The following is a 17,769-nucleotide window of genomic DNA, read 5'->3' as shown; positions in this document are numbered from 1 at the left end:
AATCACGCGCCGGGACGCCCCGGCCGGTCCGCGTTTCCGCCCCCGCGGAAGAAGGACTGGTTGTCCCCTCTCAGCGTTCTCACAAGAATGGCTCCAGAGGAGGCGGATCGATGAGGATCCTGGTGGTCTGCGGAGCGGGTGCCTCGAGCACCTTCGTCGCCCAGCGCGTGCGCCACGCAGCCCAAGCCCGGGGGCTCGACTATTCCGCCTTCGCCGGCACCGAGCGGTCGCTCCCGATCGACCTCGACGCCGCCGACATGGTCCTCGTGGGACCGCATCTGGCTCATGCGCTCGAGCGCATCGAACGGGATGCCGCCGCGCGGGGCACGACGGTGGTGCTGCTGCCGCCCGACATCTTCGGAGACCGGGACGGCACACGGACACTCGAGCTGGTCCGCGCCGCAGCCGGAGCCGACGAGGGTCCACGGCCGGCGACGGACGCGGCCCCCGCAGCCGGCACCGCCTCACCCGAAGACTGAACGACGCCGGACTCCGACAGAGAGGTCACGACATGCCCCCCATCTCCCGCACCGTCCGCATCGGATCGGCGCACGGGCTGCACGCCCGCCCCGCGAAGCTCTTCGCACAGGCGGCGAAGGATGCCGGCATCCCGATCACCATCGCGAAGGACTCCGGCGCGCCCGTCAACGCGGCGAGCATCCTGGGCGTGATCGCCCTGGGCGTGGAGCAGGGCGACTACGTCACCCTCACCGCCGACGGCGACGGCGCCGAGCCCACGCTCGACCGGCTCGCGGAACTGCTGACCACCGACCACGACGCGGAGGCGTGAACATGACCGAGCTTCGGGGTGTGGGAATCGGCCTGGGCGTGGCCCAGGGTCCCGTCGCGCGCATGGCGGAGCCGCTGCCGGCGCCGTCCGACGCGCCGAGCACGCTGACCCACGACGAGGAGAAGGCGCGGGTGGCGGATGCCGTCGCCGCTGTCGCCCGCGAGCTCGAGGCTCGCGGCGTGCAGGCGGGCGGCGCCGCGCAGGAGGTGCTCGAGGCGCAGGCGATGATGGCCGAGGACCCCAGCCTCGCCGACGAGGTGAACGCCCGCATCGCGCAGGGCAAGACCGGCGAGTTCGCCGTGTTCGACGCCTTCGCGTCGTTCCGCGACCAGCTGACGGCCCTCGGCGGCTACCTCGGCGAGCGCGCCGCCGACCTCGATGACGTCGCCCAGCGGGTCATCGCGAGGCTGCGCGGCGTGGCGGCGCCGGGCGTGCCCGACCCGGGGCATCCCTTCGTGCTCGTCGCCAAGGACCTGGCGCCCGCCGACACCGCCCTGCTCGACCTCGACAAGGTGCTGGCGCTCGTGACCACCGAGGGCGGGCCCACCTCGCACACCGCGATCCTCGCGCGCGAGAAGTCGATCGTCGCCGTGGTCGGCGCGGTGGACGCGAAGGGACTGCGCGAGGGCGAGACGGTGATCGTGGATGCCGCCGCCGGCGTGGTGACGACCGAGCCGACCGCCGACGAGCTCGACCGGGCGCATCGTCGTGCCGCCGATCGCGCGGCCGCGGCATCCGCGCCGATCACCGACGGCGCGCTCGCGGACGGCACCCCGGTGCCGCTGCTGGCCAACCTCGGCAATGCCGACGGGGCACCGGACGCCGTCGCGCTCGGCGCGGAGGGCGTGGGGCTGTTCCGCACCGAGTTCCTGTTCCTCAGCGCCAGCCAGGCACCCACCGTCGAGCAGCAGCGCGAGGCGTACACGAGGCTGCTGGCGGCGTTCCCCGGCAAGAAGGTCGTCGTGCGCGTGCTCGACGCCGGCGCCGACAAGCCGCTGCCCTTCCTCAACGACGCGCACGAGGAGAACCCCGCGCTCGGCCTGCGGGGCCTCCGCGCGCTGCGTGCCAGTGAGGACATCCTGCGCGAGCAGCTCACCGCGCTGGCAGAGGCGGATGCCGCCACCGACGCCGACCTGTGGGTCATGGCGCCGATGGTGTCCACCGTCGAGGAGACCGCCTACTTCGTCGACGTCGCCCGTGACTACGGCATCAAGACCGCCGGCGTCATGGTGGAGGTGCCGTCCTCGGCCCTGCTCGCCGACCGCATCCTCGCCGAGGCCGACTTCGCCTCGATCGGCACCAACGACCTCACCCAGTACACGCTCGCCGCCGACCGGCTCCTCGGATCGGTCGCCTCGTTCCAGGATCCGTGGCACCCGGCGGTGCTGCGGCTCGTGGGCGAGGTCGGCGAAGCCGGCCGCGCCACGGGCAAGCCGGTCGGCATCTGCGGCGAGGCGGCAGCGGACCCGCTGCTGGCCGTCGTGCTCGTGGGCCTCGGCGCCACGAGCCTGTCCATGGCCCCCACCGCTCTCGCCGACGTGCGGGCCACCCTGCTGCAGTACACCCTCGACCAGGCGCGCGAGATCGCCTCGGCCGCCGTCGCCGCGTCGGACGCGGCATCCGCCCGAGCCGCCGCCCAGGCGGCCGTCACCCGAGAGCCCGCCGCCTGAGCGGCCGCGGAGAGAAGGAGAAAGTCATGACAACGGCGTCTGCGCCCACATCGGGCGCCAGCAAGGCGCGAGTCGGAGTCCAGCGCTTCGGCACGTACCTGTCCGGCATGATCATGCCGAACATCCCCGCGCTCATCGCGTGGGGCATCTTCACCGCGTTCTTCATCGGAGTCGGCTGGACGCCCAACGCCGACCTCGCGACGATCGTCGGTCCGTTCATCCACTACCTGCTGCCGATCCTGATCGCCTATACGGGCGGAAGCATCGTGTACGGCATCCGAGGCGGCGTCGTGGCATCCATCGCCACGATGGGCGCGATCGCCGGCTCCGACCTGCTCATCGCCCAGTTCAACGCGACGCTCCCCGAGGGCGAGGCGCAGCTGGGTCAGGTGCACATGTTCATCGGCGCGATGATCCTCGCCCCCCTGTCGGCCTACACGATGAAGTGGCTCGACAGCCTGTGGGAGGGCAAGATCAAGGCCGGCTTCGAGATGCTCGTGAACATGTTCTCGGCAGGCATCTGGGGCTTCGTGATGGCCATCGTCGGGTTCTACCCGGTCGCGTGGCTCGTCAACGGCATCATGGGCGTGCTGTCGCGCGCGGTGGAGTGGCTCGTCGACTTCAACCTGCTGCCGCTGACCAGCATCATCATCGAGCCGGCGAAGGTGTTCTTCCTGAACAACGCCATCAACCACGGCGTGCTGACGCCGCTCGGCATCTCGCAGGCCGCCGAGGAGGGCTCGTCGATCCTGTTCCTCCTCGAGGCCAACCCCGGCCCCGGTGTCGGCCTGCTGCTGGCGTTCACCTTCTTCGGCCTGGGCGCCGCGCGCGCCTCGGCCCCCGGTGCCGCGGTGATCCAGTTCTTCGGCGGCATCCACGAGGTGTACTTCCCGTACGCGCTGATGAAGCCGATCCTGATCGTCGCGCTCATCGCCGGCGGCATGACGGGCGTCACCACGAACATGCTCCTGGGCGGCGCGCTGCGCGCGCCGGCCGCTCCGGGCAGCATCATCGCGGTGCTCGCGCAGACGGCCACGGGCGCGTACCTCGCGGTGATCCTGTCGGTGATCCTCTCGGCCGCGGTGACCTTCGTCATCGCCGCGCTGATCCTGCGCGCCTCGCGCAAGCGCGACCTCGCGGCGATGGCGGCGACCGACGACGCGTTCGGCGCCGCGATCACGCAGACCGAGGCGGCCAAGGGCAAGTCCTCGTCGCACCTGACCGGCCTCCGCGGCGGAGCGGCGACCGAGGCGGGCGGCGGCGTGGAGCCTCCCACCATGACCGAGCGCCAGATCCGCAACATCGTGTTCGCGTGCGACGCGGGCATGGGCTCCTCGGCGATGGGCGCGAGCGTCCTGCGCAACAAGATCAAGAAGGCGGGCATCGAGGACGTCACGGTGGTCAACAAGGCGATCGCCAACCTCGACCCGTCGGCCGACCTGGTCATCACGCAGAACCAGCTCACCGACCGGGCGCGCCACCGCACGCCCGACGCGGTGCACGTCTCGGTCGACAACTTCATGAATTCGCCGCGCTACGACGAGGTCGTCGATCTCGTCCGTGCCCAGCACGAGGGCAAGGCGTAACAAGGCGGCGATGGGGCCGGGCAGGCGGATGCCCCCGGTCCCATCGCCCTTCTCCCGAGCGGCCCGTAAGGTCGAGGACACGGCCGGCCGCGGCATCCGTCCCCCACAGCCACAGACGATCAACCAGAAAGGCGATGACATGGCACGCGAGGTCCTGAGCATCGGTCAGGTGCGCATCCACTCCGGCAGCGCGACGCGAGACGACGCGATGCGGGAGGCCGCCGACATCCTGCAGAGCGCGGGAGCCGTCACCGGCGCCTACTACGACGCCATGCTGCAGCGCGAGCAGACGGTCTCGACCTACATGGGCAACGAGCTGGCCATTCCGCACGGCACCAACGAGACCAAGAACGAGATCCTGGAGTCGGCCCTCTCGGTGGTGCGGTACGACGGCGGCGTCGACTGGGACGGCAACCCGGTCAGCTTCGTGATCGGCATCGCAGGCAAGGGCGACGAGCACCTGGAGATCCTGTCGCAGATCGCGATCCTGTTCTCGGACGAGGACGAGGTCGAGAAGCTCAAGGCCGCCCAGACGCCGGAGGAGCTCTTCGCCCTCGTGTCGGCGGCGGGCGTCTGATGAAGGCGGTCCACTTCGGGGCCGGGAACATCGGCCGGGGATTCGTCGGCCTGCTCCTGCACCAGGGCGGCTACCGGCTGGTGTTCTCCGACGTCGCGGCGTCGCTCGTGGACGCCATCAACGCCACCGACCGCTACACCGTCCACGAGGTGGGCGAGGGCGGCCGCGACACCGTCGTCACCGGCTTCCGCGCGATCAACAGCGCCGAGCACCCCGACGAGGTCGTCGAGGAGATCGCCACGGCCAACGTCGTCACCACGGCCGTCGGGCCGACGATCCTCAAGTTCGTCGCCCCGCACATCGTCGCCGGGCTCGCGCTGCGCAACCCGTCGAGCCCGCCGCTGCAGATCATGGCGTGCGAGAACGCGATCAATGCGACCGACCTGCTGCGCGACGAGATGGTGGCCCTCGCGGCCGATGCGTGGGACGGCCTGGCCTCCCGCGCCGTGTTCGCCAACACCGCCGTGGACCGCATCGTCCCCGCCCAGCCCGACGGCGGCGGCGTCGACGTGACCGTCGAGCCGTTCTTCGAATGGGCGATCGAGCGGCTTCCCTTCGGGGACGACCCGCCGAGCATCCCGGGCGCGCACTTCGTCGACGACCTGGCTCCCTACATCGAGCGAAAGCTCTTCACCGTCAACACCGGGCACGCCGCGACCGCCTACTTCGGGGCGCAGGCGGGGATCGAGGGGATCGCCGACGCCCTCGCCGACGAGGCCATCGCCGCACGCGTCTCGGCCGCGCTGGAGGAGACCTCGGCGCTCCTGGAGGCCAAGCACGGGCTCGGCGCGCCGTCGCTCGCCGACTACCGGGCGACGATCCTGCAGCGGTTCCGCAACCACGCCCTCCCCGACACGGTATGGCGGGTCGGCCGCCAGCCGCTGCGCAAGCTGTCGCGCCATGAGCGCTTCACAGGTCCCGCGGCCGAAGCCGCCGAGCGCGGGCTCGGCGTCGACGCCCTCCTCGCGGCGATGGGCGCGGCACTCGCGTTCGACGACGCCGAGGACGCGCAGTCGGTCGACCTGCAGCGGATGCTGCGCGAGCAGGACGCCGGAGAGTTCACCGCCGCGGTCACCGGCCTGGAGCCCGGGCATCCGCTCTTCCCCCGCGTGGCGGCCGTCGTCGCGGCGCGGCAGGCGGAGCTGGCGGAGCAGCCGGAGTCATCGGAGTAGGCGGCGGCGCGGAATAGGCTCGTGCCGTGACCGCACGCGACGCCGACCCCGCGCACGCCACCTCGCACGCGTCCGCGACGCGGCCGCGACGCCGCGGACTGCGGGTGCTGTGGTGGATCCTGGGCTCGCTCGCCGCCGTCATCCTCCTCGGCGTCGTCGCGATCCTGGTCTGGAGCCAGGTCGGCGTGATGGCGGCCGAGGAAGGGCCGGTCGCGGCCGTGCGGGCGAACTCCGCGATCGCGGTCACCGATACGGACGCGGGCATCGTCCTCGCGCCGGCGGACGGCAGCGCGGACGTGGGACTCGTCTATGTGCCGGGCGCGAAGGTCGAGCCGTGGGCGTACGCCGACAAGCTGTCGGGCCTCGTCGCCGAGGACGGCATCACCGTCGTCATCACCAAGCCGTGGCTGAACCTCGCCTTCTTCGACCTGCGCCCGCTCGGAGCGTTCACCGAGCTCGCCCCGGACGTCGACACGTGGCTCGTCGGCGGGCACTCCCTGGGCGGCGTCCGCGCGTGCCAGCTGGCGACGGATGCCGACGGCCTCGCGCTCTTCGCCTCGTACTGCGCGACCGACCTGGCGGCATCGGGGCTCCCCGTGATCAGCGTCGCGGGCAGTGAGGACGGTCTCTCGACGCCCGGCGAGATCGCCGACGGGCGACACCTCCTGCCCGAGGACGCGGAGATGCACGAGATCGAGGGGGCGAGCCACTCGTCGTTCGGCGACTACGGCCCGCAGGCCGGCGACGGCACGCCCACGATCTCGGACGACGACATGCGGAGGCAGCTCACCGAACTGGTCGGCGCCTTCGCCGTCACCGCCGTCGCCGACCGGTGACCGTCGCGCTCCGACCCACGATGAGTGCGCCTCAGCCCGGGGGTGCCGAGCACGGGTGGCGTCAGGCGCCGAAGCCCTCGGCGATGAGCTCGATGAGCTCCTCGCGCTCCTCCACCGGGAGGAACGCGGCCGCGGCGGCGTTGAGCTGGAACGCCTCGAGGTCGTCGAGGCCGTACTCGAACGTCTCGGCCAGCAGGGCGAGCTCGCGCGTCAGGGACGTGCGGCTCATCGTGCGGTTGTCGACGTTCACCGTCACCGAGAAGCCGAGCTGGTACAGCAGATCGAAGGGGTGATCCTCCATCGTGGTGCCCCAGCGCTCGATCGCGCCGGTCTGCAGGTTCGACGACGGCGACAGCTCGAGCGGGATCTCGCGGTCGCGCACCCAGCGCGCCAGATCGCCGAACTGCACGAGCACCTCTTCGCCCGCCCGCGAGACGACCTCGAGGTCCTCGGCGATGCGCACGCCGTGGCCGAGTCGCAGCGCGCGGCCGTCGATCAGCGCCGAGCGGATGGAGTCGAGCCCCGCGGCCTCTCCGGCGTGCACGGTCGCCGGGAAGAACTCCGACGCGAGGTAGTCGAAGGCGTCGCGGTGATTCGAGGCGGGGAATCCGTCCTCCGGCCCGGCGATGTCGAAGCCGACCGCGCCGCGGCCGCGCCAGTCCACCGCGAGCCGCGCGATCTCCAGCGAGCGGTCGGTGTGGCGCATCGCCGTGATGAGCTGTCCGACGCGGATGTCGCGTCCGCGACGCTCGGCGGCATCCTCGCCCTCCTCGATGCCCTCCTGCACGGCGGCGACGACCTCGTCGAGCGACAGGCCGCGGCCGAGGTGCTGCTCGGGAGCCCAGCGCACCTCGCCGTAGATGACGCCGTCGGCGGCGAGGTCCTCGACGAACTCCCGCGCGACGCGCGTGAGCCCCTCGCGGGTCTGCATGACCGCCGTCGTCAGGTCGAACGTCTTGAGGTACTCGACGAGCGAGCCCGAGTCGCTCTTCTCGGCGAACCAGTCCGCGAGGTCGTCCGGGTCGGTCTCGGGAACCTCCAGCCCGATCGCGTCGGCGAGCTCGATGATCGTCGCCGGGCGCACGCCGCCGTCGAGGTGGTCGTGCAGCGACACCTTCGGCAGGCCGCGGACCGACAGTCCGTCGAGGATGGCGTCGCCGTGCTGATCGATGGGCATGGAGTTCTCCTCGGTTGCGATCGCGAGTGGGGGTGTGATGACGGATGCCGCTGCCCGGCGCCGCGTCGTGTCGTGGCACGCGCGACTGAACAGTCTAGGCAGTGATGCGTTCGAGGACGAGGGGCGACGAGGCGGGGGCATCCGTCCCGATCTCCCACGCGCCCTCCAGTGCGTCCAGGGCGCGCTCGAACCGCGAGTCATCCTGCCCGAGGAGGGTGAACAGCGGCTGTCCGGCGGCGATCTCGTCGCCCGGCTTGACGTGGAGGTCGATGCCCGCGGCGTGCAGCACCGGGTCCTGGGCCCGCGCCCGCCCTGCGCCGAGGCGCCAGGCGGCGATCCCGAACGGGAGCGCCTCCAGGCGGGTGACGAACCCGCTCCGGGGCGCCGACACCGTGTGGGTGTCGTTCGGCGCGGGGAGGGCGGCATCCGGATCCCCGCCCTGCGCGGCGATCATCGCGCGCCACGTGTCCATCGCACGGCCCTCGCGCAGCGCGGCCTCGACATCGGCGTCCGGCTGTCCCGCGAGCGCGAGCATCTCGCGCGCGAGCGCCACCGTCAGCTCGACCACGTCAGCGGGTCCGCCGCCGGCGAGCACCTCGACCGATTCGCGGACCTCGTTGGCGTTTCCGATCGCGAGGCCGAGGGGCGTGTTCATGTCGGTGAGGAGCGCCGTCGTCGCGACGCCCGAGTCGGTGCCGAGCTCGACCATCGTCCGCGCCAGCTCGCGCGCACGGTCGACGTCGCGCATGAACGCCCCGGAGCCGAACTTCACGTCCAGCACGAGCGAGTCGGTGCCCTCGGCGATCTTCTTCGACATGATGCTCGAGGCGATGAGCGGGATCGCCTCGACCGTGCCGGTGACGTCGCGCAGCGCGTAGAGCTTCTTGTCGGCCGGCGCGAGGCCCGACCCGGCGGCGCAGATGACCGGGCCGACGTCGCGCAGCTGCGCGAACATCTCGTCGTTCGAGAGCGCCGCGCGCCAGCCCGGGATCGATTCCAGCTTGTCGAGGGTGCCGCCGGTGTGGCCGAGGCCGCGGCCGGACAGCTGCGGCACGGCGACGCCGAACGACGCGACGAGGGGCGCCAGCGGCAGCGTGATCTTGTCGCCCACGCCCCCGGTCGAGTGCTTGTCGACCGTGGGCTTGCCGAGGCCGGCGAAGCTCATACGCTCCCCCGACGCGATCATCGCATCGGTCATGACGCGGATCTCGTCGCGCGTCATGCCGTTCAGGAGCACCGCCATGGCGAACGCCGCCATCTGCGAGTCCGCGACATAGCCGCGCGTGTACGCGTCGACCATCCAGCGCAGCGCGGCCTCGGGGACCGCTCCCCCGTCGCGCTTGGCGCGGATGACGTCGACGGCGTCGAAGGGCTCCACCGCGGCATCCGTGCTCTGCTCGCTCATCGCCCCGCCTCCTCGAGGTCCCGCGGCCCGAAGGCGTCGGGCAGCACCTCGTCGATGGTGCGGATGCCCGAGACGGTCTCGAGCAGCATGCCGGGGATCGCGAACTCGAAGAGCAGCTGCCGGCAGCGACCGCACGGCATGATCGTGTCGCCGTGACCGTTGACGCACACGAAGGCGACGAGACCGCCGCCGCCCGAGTTCTGCAGCTCGCTCACCAGGCCGCACTCGGCGCACAGGCCGACGCCGTACGACGCGTTCTCGACGTTGCAGCCGGTCACGATGCGCCCGTCGGTCACGAGCGCCGCCGCGCCGACCTTGTAGCGCGAGTACGGCGCGTACGCGCGCTCCATCGCATCGGTCGCCGCGGCCCGCAGCTCGTCCCAGTCGATATCGGTCACGGAGTCATCCCTTGATGTACGGCTTGCCCGCTGCCGCGGGGCCGCGGATCTGCCCCGCGAAGCCGGCGACGGCGATGATGGTCACGACGTACGGAAGCATCAGCATGAACTCGCTGGGGATCGGCGTCCGCAGCACCGTGAGGAGGTTCTGCAGGTTCGTCGCGAAGCCGAACAGCAGCGCCGCCAGCGTCGCGCGGATCGGATCCCAGCGGCCGAAGATGACGGCCGCGAGGGCGATGAAGCCGAGGCCCGCCGTCATCTCCTTGGTGAACTGCCCCACCGAGACCAGCGTGAAGTACGCCCCGCCGATTCCGGCGATGGCCCCCGCGAGCGAGACGTTCCAGAAGCGGCTCGTGTTCACCTTGATGCCCACGGTGTCGGCGGCCTGCGGGTGCTCGCCGACCGCGCGCAGGCGCAGGCCCCACCGGGTGCGGTACAGGCCCCACGCCACCACCGCGACCGTGATGTACATGAGGTAGACGATGAACGTCTGGTTGAACAGCACCGGCCCGATGATCGGGATCTCGCCGAGCACCGGGATCTCCCAGCGCGTGAAGCGCACCGGGCGGTTGAGCTCGGACTCGTTGGGCACCAGCAGCGCGCCGTAGAGGAATCCGGTCAGGCCGGTGACCAGGACGTTCAGGACCACACCGACGATCACCTGATCGACGAGGTACTTGATCGAGAACGCGGCCAGCACGAACGCCACGAGCACGCCGCCGATCATCGCGCCGACGAGGCCGACGAACGGGTTGTGCGTGATGCTCGCCAGCAGCGCCGCGCTGAACGCCCCGAAGAGGAACTGACCCTCGATCGCGACGTTGACCACGCCGACGCGCTCGCCGATGACGCCGCCCAGGGCGCCGAAGATCAGCGGGATCGACAGCGACAGCGCGCCGAAGAGCAGCCCCGTGACGGGCACGAGACCGCCGGCGGAGGCCCACACCAGGAACGCGAACACGGCGAGGACGCCGAACACGATCGGAAGCCACATGCCGGTGCGGCGATACGAGACCGCGTTCCAGAAGGCCAACAGGGTCAGCAGGACGAGCAGGACGATCAGGATCCAGCACGTCGGCGCCGTCGGGACGCTGACGTTCGGCAGCGCGATGGACGAGCCGGGGTCGCCCAGCCGGAACGTGCTGACGCCGTCGCGCGGCACGAGGAGGAACAGCAGGGCCAGCAGCACCGTCGCGATGGCGAGGGTGATGGGCATCTTCAGATGGCGGACCTTCACCGTGGAGTGCTGCACGGTGCTCCCTGCGGCGGGAGCGGGGGCGAGGGCGGTCATGCGGACACCGCCTTCTTCGCGGCCTTGGCTCTGGCCTTCGCGGCCTTCTCGGCATCGGTCTTGGGCAGGAAGAAGATCGTGCGGATCAGCGGCGGTGCGGCGATGAACAGCACGATGAGCGACTGCACGACCAGCACGATGTCGACCGGGATGCCCTGCGAGGCCTGCATCGTGAACGATCCGGCCTTGAGCGCGCCGAACAGCAGACCCGCCGCGAACACGCCCCACGCCCGGCTGCGGCCGAGGAGCGCCACGGTGATCGCGTCGAAGCCGATGCCCGCGTCGATGAGGCCGTCGAAGCCCGTGGTCACCGAGCCCTGGATCTGGTTCATGCCGGCCAGGCCGGCGAGGCCGCCGGCGAAGAGCATCGCGTAGATGTACATGCGCTGCACCGAGATGCCCGCCGCCCGCGCGGCGTGCGGGTTCTCACCCACGGCACGCAGCCGGAAGCCGAGGCCGGAGCGCTCGACGAGCCACCAGACGAAGACCGTGGCCCCGATCACGATGATGAAGCCCCAGTCCAGCAGCGGGAAGCGCGGCCCGAGCAGTTCGGGGAACTGCGCGTTCGCCGGGGTCGCCGACGAGATCGGCTGGTCCCCGGCGGGCCGCTGCAGGATGCCGGAGGTGCGCACCATCCACGTCACGAGGTAGAACGCGACGTAGTTGAGCATGATCGTGAGGATGACCTCGTGGGCACCGGTGCGGGCCTTCAGCACACCGACGATGCCACCCCAGATCGCGCCGCCGGCGATGCCTGCGGCGAGCGTCAGCGGCAGCTGCAGGAACATCGGGAGGTTGAGGTTGAACGTCAGCAGCGCCGCCGTCGCACAGGCGATGAGGATCTGGCCGCGACCGCCGATGTTGAACAGGCCGACGCGGAACGCCAGCGCCACGCCGAGGCCCGCGGCGATCAGCGGCGCCGCGAACCCGAGGGTGTTGGTCAGCGGGCGGATCTGCGTCGCGAAGTCATTGGCGCGGGGGTTGAAGATGGCGCCGCGGAACATCGCCTCGTACCCGCCGTACACCGCGTTCCAGATGGCCGCGAGTGTGTCGGTGGGGCGGGCGAAGAAGTACCCCGCCGCCTCCTGGACGTCCTCGTCGGTGAGCGCCATGAGGATGCCGCCGACGACCATGGCCACGACGATCGCGAGAACGGTCGTCACCCAGTTGCTGCGCAGCAGCTCTTTGATGAAGACGTTCTGCCGGGGCGGCGGCGGCACCTCGCCGTCGACGGCGCCGGGCGCGGTCGGCGTGGGTGCGGGGAGGTCGGGCGACCCCGTCAGGGGTCCGGAGACCGGGGGCAGCTGCTCGGGGGGCAGGCCGCCCTTCAGCGGTTCGCCGCTCGCGGCAGGGGTCTGACCGCTCACGCGACCGCCTCCTCAGGCTTCTCGCCGGCCATCATCAGGCCGAGAACGTCACGGGGGGTTCCGCCGGGCACGATGCCGACGATCGCACCGCGGTACATGACGGCGATGCGGTCGGCCAGCGCGGCGACCTCGTCGAGCTCCGTGGAGACGACGACGACGGGGATGCCGGCATCGCGGGTCTGGACGATGCGCTTGTGGATGAACTCGATGGAGCCGACGTCGACGCCGCGCGTGGGCTGCGCGGCGACGAGGAGCTTGAGGTCGCGGCTCATCTCCCGGGCGATGACGACCTTCTGCTGGTTCCCGCCCGAGAGCGTGCCGGCGGGCAGGTCCGGGCCCTGCGTGCGGATGTCGTACTCGGCGATCCGCGCCCTGGCGAACTCGTCCAGCACGCCCCGGCGGATCGTGCCGCCCGAGATGAAGGCGCTGTCGCCGGAGCGGTCGAGGATCAGATTCTCGGCGACGGTGAAGGTGCCGACGAGGCCGTCCTCGGTGCGGTCCTCGGGGACGAACCCGACACCCTCGTCGAGGATGCCGCGCACGCTCCTGCCGACGAGCTCGACGCCGTCGAGCTCGATCGAACCGGTCACGCGGTCGGCGAGGCCCACCATGGCCTCGATGAGCTCGGTCTGGCCGTTGCCCTGCACACCGGCCACCGCGAGGATCTCGCCGGGCCGCACGTCGAAGCTCACGTCGTCGACGACGACGGTGCCGTCGGCGGCGACGACGCGCAGATCGCGCACCTCCAGGCCGCCCGTGCCGGGCGTGGCCGGCTCCTTGTGGACGGTGAGCTCGACGGCGCGGCCCACCATGAGCGACGCGAGCTCGGCGTTGGACGCGGTGGGCGCGGCCTCGCCCACGACCTTGCCGAGCCGGATGACGGTGATGCGGTCGGCGACGGCGCGGACCTCGCGGAGCTTGTGGGTGATGAAGACGATCGAGGTGCCCTCGTCGCGCAGCTGCCGCATGATCGCCATCAGCTCGTCGGTCTCCTGCGGCGTGAGCACCGCGGTGGGCTCGTCGAACACGAGCACCTTCGCGTCGCGGGAGAGCGCCTTGATGATCTCGACGCGCTGCTGGACTCCGACGGGGAGGTCGCCGACGATCGCGTCGGGATCCACCTCGAACCCGAACCGGTCGGCGACGGCGCGCACGTGCTGGCGCGCCTTGGCGAGGTCGAGGGCGCCGAGCGCCTTGGTGTCCTCGTGGCCCAGCATGACGTTCTCGGCCACGGTGAAGACGGGGATGAGCATGAAGTGCTGGTGCACCATGCCGATACCGGCGTTCATCGCGTCGCCGGGTCCTCGGAAGTGCTGGACGACGTCGTTCAGCAGGATCTCGCCCTCGTCCGCCTGATACAGGCCGTAGAGGACGTTCATGAGCGTGGACTTGCCGGCGCCGTTCTCCCCCAGAAGAGCGTGGATCTCACCCGGTTGGACCACCAGATCGATGTGGTCGTTCGCGACGAGGGAGCCGAACCGCTTCGTGATGCCACGGAGCTCGAGCTTCATATCTGCACCTTATATATCCATTCGGCGGTGGCGCCATGGTGGCTGCCGTGCCCGGAAGAACGCGGCCGGGTGGAATCGTCCACCCGGCCGCGTGTCACACCTGCCCTGCCTTACGGCGAGCTGGGCGAGGTGACCTCGAGCTCACCCGAGATGATCTGCTCGCGCAGCGCGTCGAGCTCGTCGGTCAGACCCTCGGGCAGCTGCGACTCGAACGAGCCGAAGCCGGAGAGGCCGACGCCCTCGTTCTCGAGCGTGCCGACGTAGGGGGTGACGTCGAAGTCACCGGTCGACGCCTCGAGCGTGGCCTGGTAGACGGCCTCGTCGATGCGCTTCATGATCGAGACGAGCACCATGTCGGCGACCGACGGGTCGGCCACGGCGAGGTCGGAGTCCACACCGAGCATGACGGTGCCGGTGCCGCCGTCGGTGATGGCGTCGCGGGCGCTCTGGTAGATCGGGCCGCCGACCGGGAGGATGACGTCGACGCCCTGGTCGAGCACGCCCTGCATGGCCTGCTTGGCGGTGTCGTTGGCCTGGAAGCCACCGGTCATCGAGCCCTGCTGAGCCTCGACGTCCCAGCCGAAGGTCTCGACGTTGGCGCCCTTGTCCTCGTTGTACTTCTCGACGCCGTCGACGAAGCCGTCCATGAAGATGGTCACCGGCGGGATCGGGATGCCGCCGACCGTGCCGACCTTGTTGACGCCGGACTGCGCCGACCACGCGGCCGCGGCGTAGCCGCCGAGGTACGCGGCCTGGACCGTGTCGAACATGAGCGGCTTGATGTTGGGGGCGTCGGTGGTGCCGTCGCCGATGTCGTTGCCCTCGTCGTCCTTGGCGCCGGTGTTGTCGGCCCAGTCGTCGATGATGGCGTAGCTCACCTCGGGGTTGGCGTTGGCCGACGTGATGGTGTCGGCCGAGAGCTTGAAGCCGACCGACACGATGAACGTGCAGCCCTCGGCGATCAGGTTCTCGAGGTTCGGGGCGTAGTCGTTGGCCGAGCTCGACTCGACCTCGATCGCCTCGACGCCGAGTTCCTCGGCGGCGCGCTCCATGCCCTCGAGCGCCGACTGGTTGAACGACTTGTCGTTGAAGCCGCCGTCGTCCGAGACCAGGCAGGGCGTGAAGCCCTCGACGACGTCGCCGCCTGCGTCACCGGTGGGGTCCGTCTCCTCCGGGGCGGAGCCGCAGCCCGCGAGGGCGATCAGCATGCCCGCGGCGACGGTGACGCCGACGAGCTTCTTGGTGCGTGAGATGGTCAACTCAGCCTCCACTACGTTCCCCCGCGGCCTTCACGGGGACTGCATCAAGTTACCCATTGTGACGCCGGAGTTGCATGCGTCCGGGCCCCCGCGAGCGGAATGGTTACAAAGACGCAATATCGCGAGACGAGTTCGATACCGGATGCCGCGGCTCGCGGCATCCGGTCCCATCACTTCCTCGTCAGAGCACCTCGCCGCGCCCGCTCAGCTTGAGCGCGTCGACGACGCCCTTCACCCGCTGCGCATGCTCGCTCGTGGTGACCAGGAGGGCGTCCTCGGTGTCGACGACCACGATGTCGCGCACCCCGATGACGCTGATCACGCGGCGGGTCTGGCTGACGACGATGCCGCTGGCGGCGTCGGACAGCACCCGTGCGTTCTCACCCAGGATCGCCAGATCGTTCTTGCGCCCGCCGGAGTTGAGCTTGGCGAGACTGGCGAAGTCGCCCACGTCGTCCCAGTCGAAGTGCCCGGGGATCACGGCGAGGCGGCCCTTCGCCGCGGCGGGCTCGGCGACGGCGTAGTCGATGGCGATCTTGGTGAGGGTCGGCCAGACGCGGTCCACGACCGGGCCGCGGCGGTCGCGGTCGTCCCAGGCCTCGGCCAGGTCCATGAGGCCCGCGTACAGGTGGGGGTCGCTCTCGGCGATCTCTCCCAGCAGGACGTCGGCGCGCGTGATGAACATGCCCGCGTTCCACAGGTAGTTGCGGTCGGCGAAGTACTCCTTGGCGGTCTCCAGGTCGGGCTTCTCCACGAAGCTCTCCACCAGGGCCGCCTCGGGCGCACCCTCCACGGTCAGCGCATCGCCCTTGCGGATGTAGCCGAAGCCGACCGACGGCTCGGAGGGCTGGATGCCGATCGTGCAGATGTACCCCTCGCGGGCGGTGGCGACCGCCTGGCGCACGGCCCAGTCGAACAGCTGCGGCACGCGGATGACGTGGTCGGCCGCGAAGGATCCGATGATGACGTCGGGCTCCCGGCGCGCCAGGATCGCCGCGGCGAGGCCGATCGCCGCGGTGGAGTCGCGCGGCTCGGACTCGAGGAAGACGTTGTGGTCGGGGATGCCCGGGAGCTCCCTCTCCACGGCCGCGCGATGGGCGCGCCCGGTCACCACGGCGATGCGGTCCGCACCGGCCAGGGGCTCCAGCCGGTCCCAGGTGTCGCGCAGCAGGGTGCGCCCGGAGCCGGTGAGATCGTGCAGGAACTTGGGGGCGTCGGCTCGCGAGAGCGGCCAGAGCCGGCTGCCGATGCCACCCGCGGGGATGACGGCGTAGAAGTCGTCGATGCGTCCGGACATGACCCCAGGCTATCGGGCCGGTTTTCGCCGGGATGGCGCGCGCGTGGCGGGCGCATGACGACGGCGGCGGGCATCGCCTGCCCGCCGCCGTCGTGGAGGTCAGCCCCTTCTCGGCGAGATGCCGGGCGTGGCGTCGCGCAGCGACGCGAGCATGGCGTCGAAGGCCGGCTTCGGCGAGAAGTCGTCCTCGAAGATCGTCGCCCAGCCCTCGCCGGGGAAGACGGCGGGAACCCACGAGTTGGCATCCGGGAAGCCCCACACGGTGAACGACGAGCATGCGGGGACGTTCAGGCACGCCTCGAGCATCGCGTCGTAGCGCGCGGCCTGCTCGGCGACCTGGGCGGGCGTCGGGCCCGTCTCACCGTCGAGCAGCGGGATGCGCACGTCCGCCTCCGTCACGGCGACCTTCAGTCCCAGCGCGGCGAACCGCTCGAAGTTCGCCTGGATGGAGGTGTCGAAGCCGTAGAGCAGGCTGAGGTGCCCCTGCGCGCCGAACCCGCTCAGCGGCACGCCGTCGGCGAGCAGGCGCTGCGCGAGGTCGTAGTACGCGTCGGTCTTCTCGTTGATGCCCTCGGCGTTGTAGTCGTTGAGGAACAGCACGGCGTCGGGATCGGCCTCGTGCGCCCAGCGGAAGGCATCCCCGATGAGCGCGACCGGGTCGTCGGCGCACGCCCGGAGGAACGGGTTGGCCTCCGTGCGGAGCCGGACCCCGCCCGCGTCCCAGTTGTCCTGGAAGATCTCGTTCGCGACGTCCCACTCGTAGATCTCGCCCTTGAAGTGGCCGACCACGGTGCGGATGTGGTCCTCCAGCACGGCCCGAGCGTCGTCGCAGGTCCACGTGCTGCTCGCCGCGGTCACCCAGGCCGGGTTCTGGCTGTGCCAGAGCAGCGTGTGGCCGCGGACCTCCTGACCGTTCGCCTCGGCGAAGGCGACCAGCGCGTCGGCGGACGCGAAGTCGTACACGTCGGGCGCCGGGTGGATGGCATCCCACTTCATGTCGTTCTCGGGGGTCACCGAGGAGAACTGGGCGCCGAGGACCCGCTGCAGCTCCGTCGGCGCGGCGGGGTCATAGGAGAGGAGGTCCCGCTGCGCCCAGACGGCGCTGCCGATCGCGAGATCGCGCGGGGCCTGATTGCGCAGCGTGTCCTTGTCGGCGTGGCTGAATCCGGGCGGCTCGGCGTTGGCGGCCGTGCCCGCCCAGAGGGGCACCACGAGGGAAGCGGCGGCCGTGGCCACCAGAAGCGATCGAAGGGATCGACGCATGGAGAACTCCTGACATCTTCGTCGGCGTCGCCGCAGCGACGCATATGTTCTTGTGTCCAACAAAAGCTAGGCGGGGTCTCCCGGGCGGGCAAAGAGTTTCGGCGCATTTTCGACACCGGCCGCGACCGGCCCCGGCCGAGCGCTGCCGAGGTGGCCGCCGGGCGAAACAA

The 17,769-nt window shown here is 70.9% G+C and carries 16 protein-coding genes; 7 read left to right on the top strand and 9 right to left on the bottom strand.

The genetic code is table 11. The features are described from left to right. Positions 1–110 precede the first annotated feature (110 nt). The 7 genes from V6R91_RS30330 (at position 111) to V6R91_RS30300 (ending at position 6,631) form a co-directional block, all read left to right on the top strand. Positions 111–479, top strand: coding sequence for a PTS sugar transporter subunit IIB (locus V6R91_RS30330; protein ID WP_336398417.1), 369 nt, complete (start codon positions 111–113; stop codon positions 477–479). A gap of 32 nt (positions 480–511) precedes the next feature. Further along, complete coding sequence (locus tag V6R91_RS30325) at positions 512–790, top strand: HPr family phosphocarrier protein (RefSeq protein WP_336398416.1); 279 nt, start codon at positions 512–514, stop codon at positions 788–790. A 2-nt stretch (positions 791–792) separates the two neighbouring features. Then, a complete protein-coding gene (gene ptsP / locus V6R91_RS30320) occupies positions 793–2,460 on the top strand; it encodes a phosphoenolpyruvate--protein phosphotransferase (RefSeq protein WP_336398415.1) in 1,668 nt (555 codons plus the stop codon). A 26-nt stretch (positions 2,461–2,486) separates the two neighbouring features. After that, complete coding sequence (locus tag V6R91_RS30315; protein ID WP_336398414.1) at positions 2,487–4,046, top strand: PTS mannitol transporter subunit IICB; 1,560 nt, start codon at positions 2,487–2,489, stop codon at positions 4,044–4,046. Positions 4,047–4,185: 139 nt separating this feature from the next. After that, on the top strand, positions 4,186–4,623 hold the full coding sequence (locus V6R91_RS30310) for a PTS sugar transporter subunit IIA (RefSeq protein ID WP_336398413.1): 438 nt from the start codon (positions 4,186–4,188) through the stop codon (positions 4,621–4,623). Continuing rightward, a complete protein-coding gene (locus V6R91_RS30305; RefSeq protein WP_336398412.1) occupies positions 4,623–5,795 on the top strand; it encodes a mannitol-1-phosphate 5-dehydrogenase in 1,173 nt (390 codons plus the stop codon). Before V6R91_RS30310 ends, V6R91_RS30305 begins: the two co-directional genes overlap by 1 nt. Before the next feature lie 26 nt (positions 5,796–5,821). Further along, complete coding sequence (locus tag V6R91_RS30300) at positions 5,822–6,631, top strand: alpha/beta hydrolase (protein WP_336398411.1); 810 nt, start codon at positions 5,822–5,824, stop codon at positions 6,629–6,631. A 61-nt stretch (positions 6,632–6,692) separates the two neighbouring features. On the opposite strand, the gene V6R91_RS30295 is transcribed toward V6R91_RS30300, so the two are convergent. From V6R91_RS30295 to V6R91_RS30255, 9 genes are all read right to left on the bottom strand, one after another. Continuing rightward, complete coding sequence (locus V6R91_RS30295; RefSeq protein WP_336398410.1) at positions 6,693–7,808, bottom strand: adenosine deaminase; 1,116 nt, start codon at positions 7,806–7,808, stop codon at positions 6,693–6,695. A 94-nt stretch (positions 7,809–7,902) separates the two neighbouring features. After that, complete coding sequence (locus V6R91_RS30290; protein WP_336398409.1) at positions 7,903–9,213, bottom strand: thymidine phosphorylase; 1,311 nt, start codon at positions 9,211–9,213, stop codon at positions 7,903–7,905. Further along, a complete protein-coding gene (locus tag V6R91_RS30285; RefSeq protein WP_336398408.1) occupies positions 9,210–9,611 on the bottom strand; it encodes a cytidine deaminase in 402 nt (133 codons plus the stop codon). The genes V6R91_RS30290 and V6R91_RS30285 overlap by 4 nt, the downstream gene beginning before the upstream one ends. A gap of 4 nt (positions 9,612–9,615) precedes the next feature. Further along, positions 9,616–10,902, bottom strand: a complete 1,287-nt coding sequence (locus tag V6R91_RS30280; RefSeq protein WP_336398407.1) for an ABC transporter permease — start codon at positions 10,900–10,902, stop codon at positions 9,616–9,618. Further along, positions 10,899–12,269, bottom strand: coding sequence for an ABC transporter permease (locus V6R91_RS30275; RefSeq protein WP_336398406.1), 1,371 nt, complete (start codon positions 12,267–12,269; stop codon positions 10,899–10,901). The genes V6R91_RS30280 and V6R91_RS30275 overlap by 4 nt, the downstream gene beginning before the upstream one ends. Next, entirely contained in the window at positions 12,266–13,780 is a 1,515-nt protein-coding gene (locus V6R91_RS30270) for an ABC transporter ATP-binding protein (RefSeq protein ID WP_336398405.1), read from the bottom strand. The genes V6R91_RS30275 and V6R91_RS30270 overlap by 4 nt, the downstream gene beginning before the upstream one ends. A gap of 110 nt (positions 13,781–13,890) precedes the next feature. Further along, a complete protein-coding gene (locus V6R91_RS30265) occupies positions 13,891–15,039 on the bottom strand; it encodes a BMP family lipoprotein (protein WP_336398404.1) in 1,149 nt (382 codons plus the stop codon). A gap of 181 nt (positions 15,040–15,220) precedes the next feature. After that, positions 15,221–16,336, bottom strand: coding sequence for a mannose-1-phosphate guanylyltransferase (locus V6R91_RS30260; protein ID WP_336398403.1), 1,116 nt, complete (start codon positions 16,334–16,336; stop codon positions 15,221–15,223). A gap of 99 nt (positions 16,337–16,435) precedes the next feature. Further along, entirely contained in the window at positions 16,436–17,599 is a 1,164-nt protein-coding gene (locus V6R91_RS30255) for an endo-1,4-beta-xylanase (RefSeq protein WP_336398402.1), read from the bottom strand. Positions 17,600–17,769 lie beyond the last annotated feature (170 nt).

It is taken from the genome of Microbacterium sp. CCNWLW41 (assembly GCF_037083505.1).
Note: the sequence above shows the minus strand (reverse complement) of the source record. Positions and strands in the feature narration are given on the sequence as shown.

Coding starts and splice junctions, on each gene's coding strand:
- V6R91_RS30270 (WP_336398405.1), bottom strand. CDS start 13,780: ATGAAGCTCGAGCTCCGTGGCATCACGAAGCGGTTCGGCTCCCTCGTC.
- V6R91_RS30310 (WP_336398413.1), top strand. CDS start 4,186: ATGGCACGCGAGGTCCTGAGCATCGGTCAGGTGCGCATCCACTCCGGC.
- V6R91_RS30330 (WP_336398417.1), top strand. CDS start 111: ATGAGGATCCTGGTGGTCTGCGGAGCGGGTGCCTCGAGCACCTTCGTC.
- V6R91_RS30325 (WP_336398416.1), top strand. CDS start 512: ATGCCCCCCATCTCCCGCACCGTCCGCATCGGATCGGCGCACGGGCTG.
- V6R91_RS30315 (WP_336398414.1), top strand. CDS start 2,487: ATGACAACGGCGTCTGCGCCCACATCGGGCGCCAGCAAGGCGCGAGTC.
- V6R91_RS30290 (WP_336398409.1), bottom strand. CDS start 9,213: ATGAGCGAGCAGAGCACGGATGCCGCGGTGGAGCCCTTCGACGCCGTC.
- V6R91_RS30255 (WP_336398402.1), bottom strand. CDS start 17,599: ATGCGTCGATCCCTTCGATCGCTTCTGGTGGCCACGGCCGCCGCTTCC.
- V6R91_RS30305 (WP_336398412.1), top strand. CDS start 4,623: ATGAAGGCGGTCCACTTCGGGGCCGGGAACATCGGCCGGGGATTCGTC.
- ptsP (WP_336398415.1), top strand. CDS start 793: ATGACCGAGCTTCGGGGTGTGGGAATCGGCCTGGGCGTGGCCCAGGGT.
- V6R91_RS30295 (WP_336398410.1), bottom strand. CDS start 7,808: ATGCCCATCGATCAGCACGGCGACGCCATCCTCGACGGACTGTCGGTC.
- V6R91_RS30260 (WP_336398403.1), bottom strand. CDS start 16,336: ATGTCCGGACGCATCGACGACTTCTACGCCGTCATCCCCGCGGGTGGC.
- V6R91_RS30280 (WP_336398407.1), bottom strand. CDS start 10,902: ATGACCGCCCTCGCCCCCGCTCCCGCCGCAGGGAGCACCGTGCAGCAC.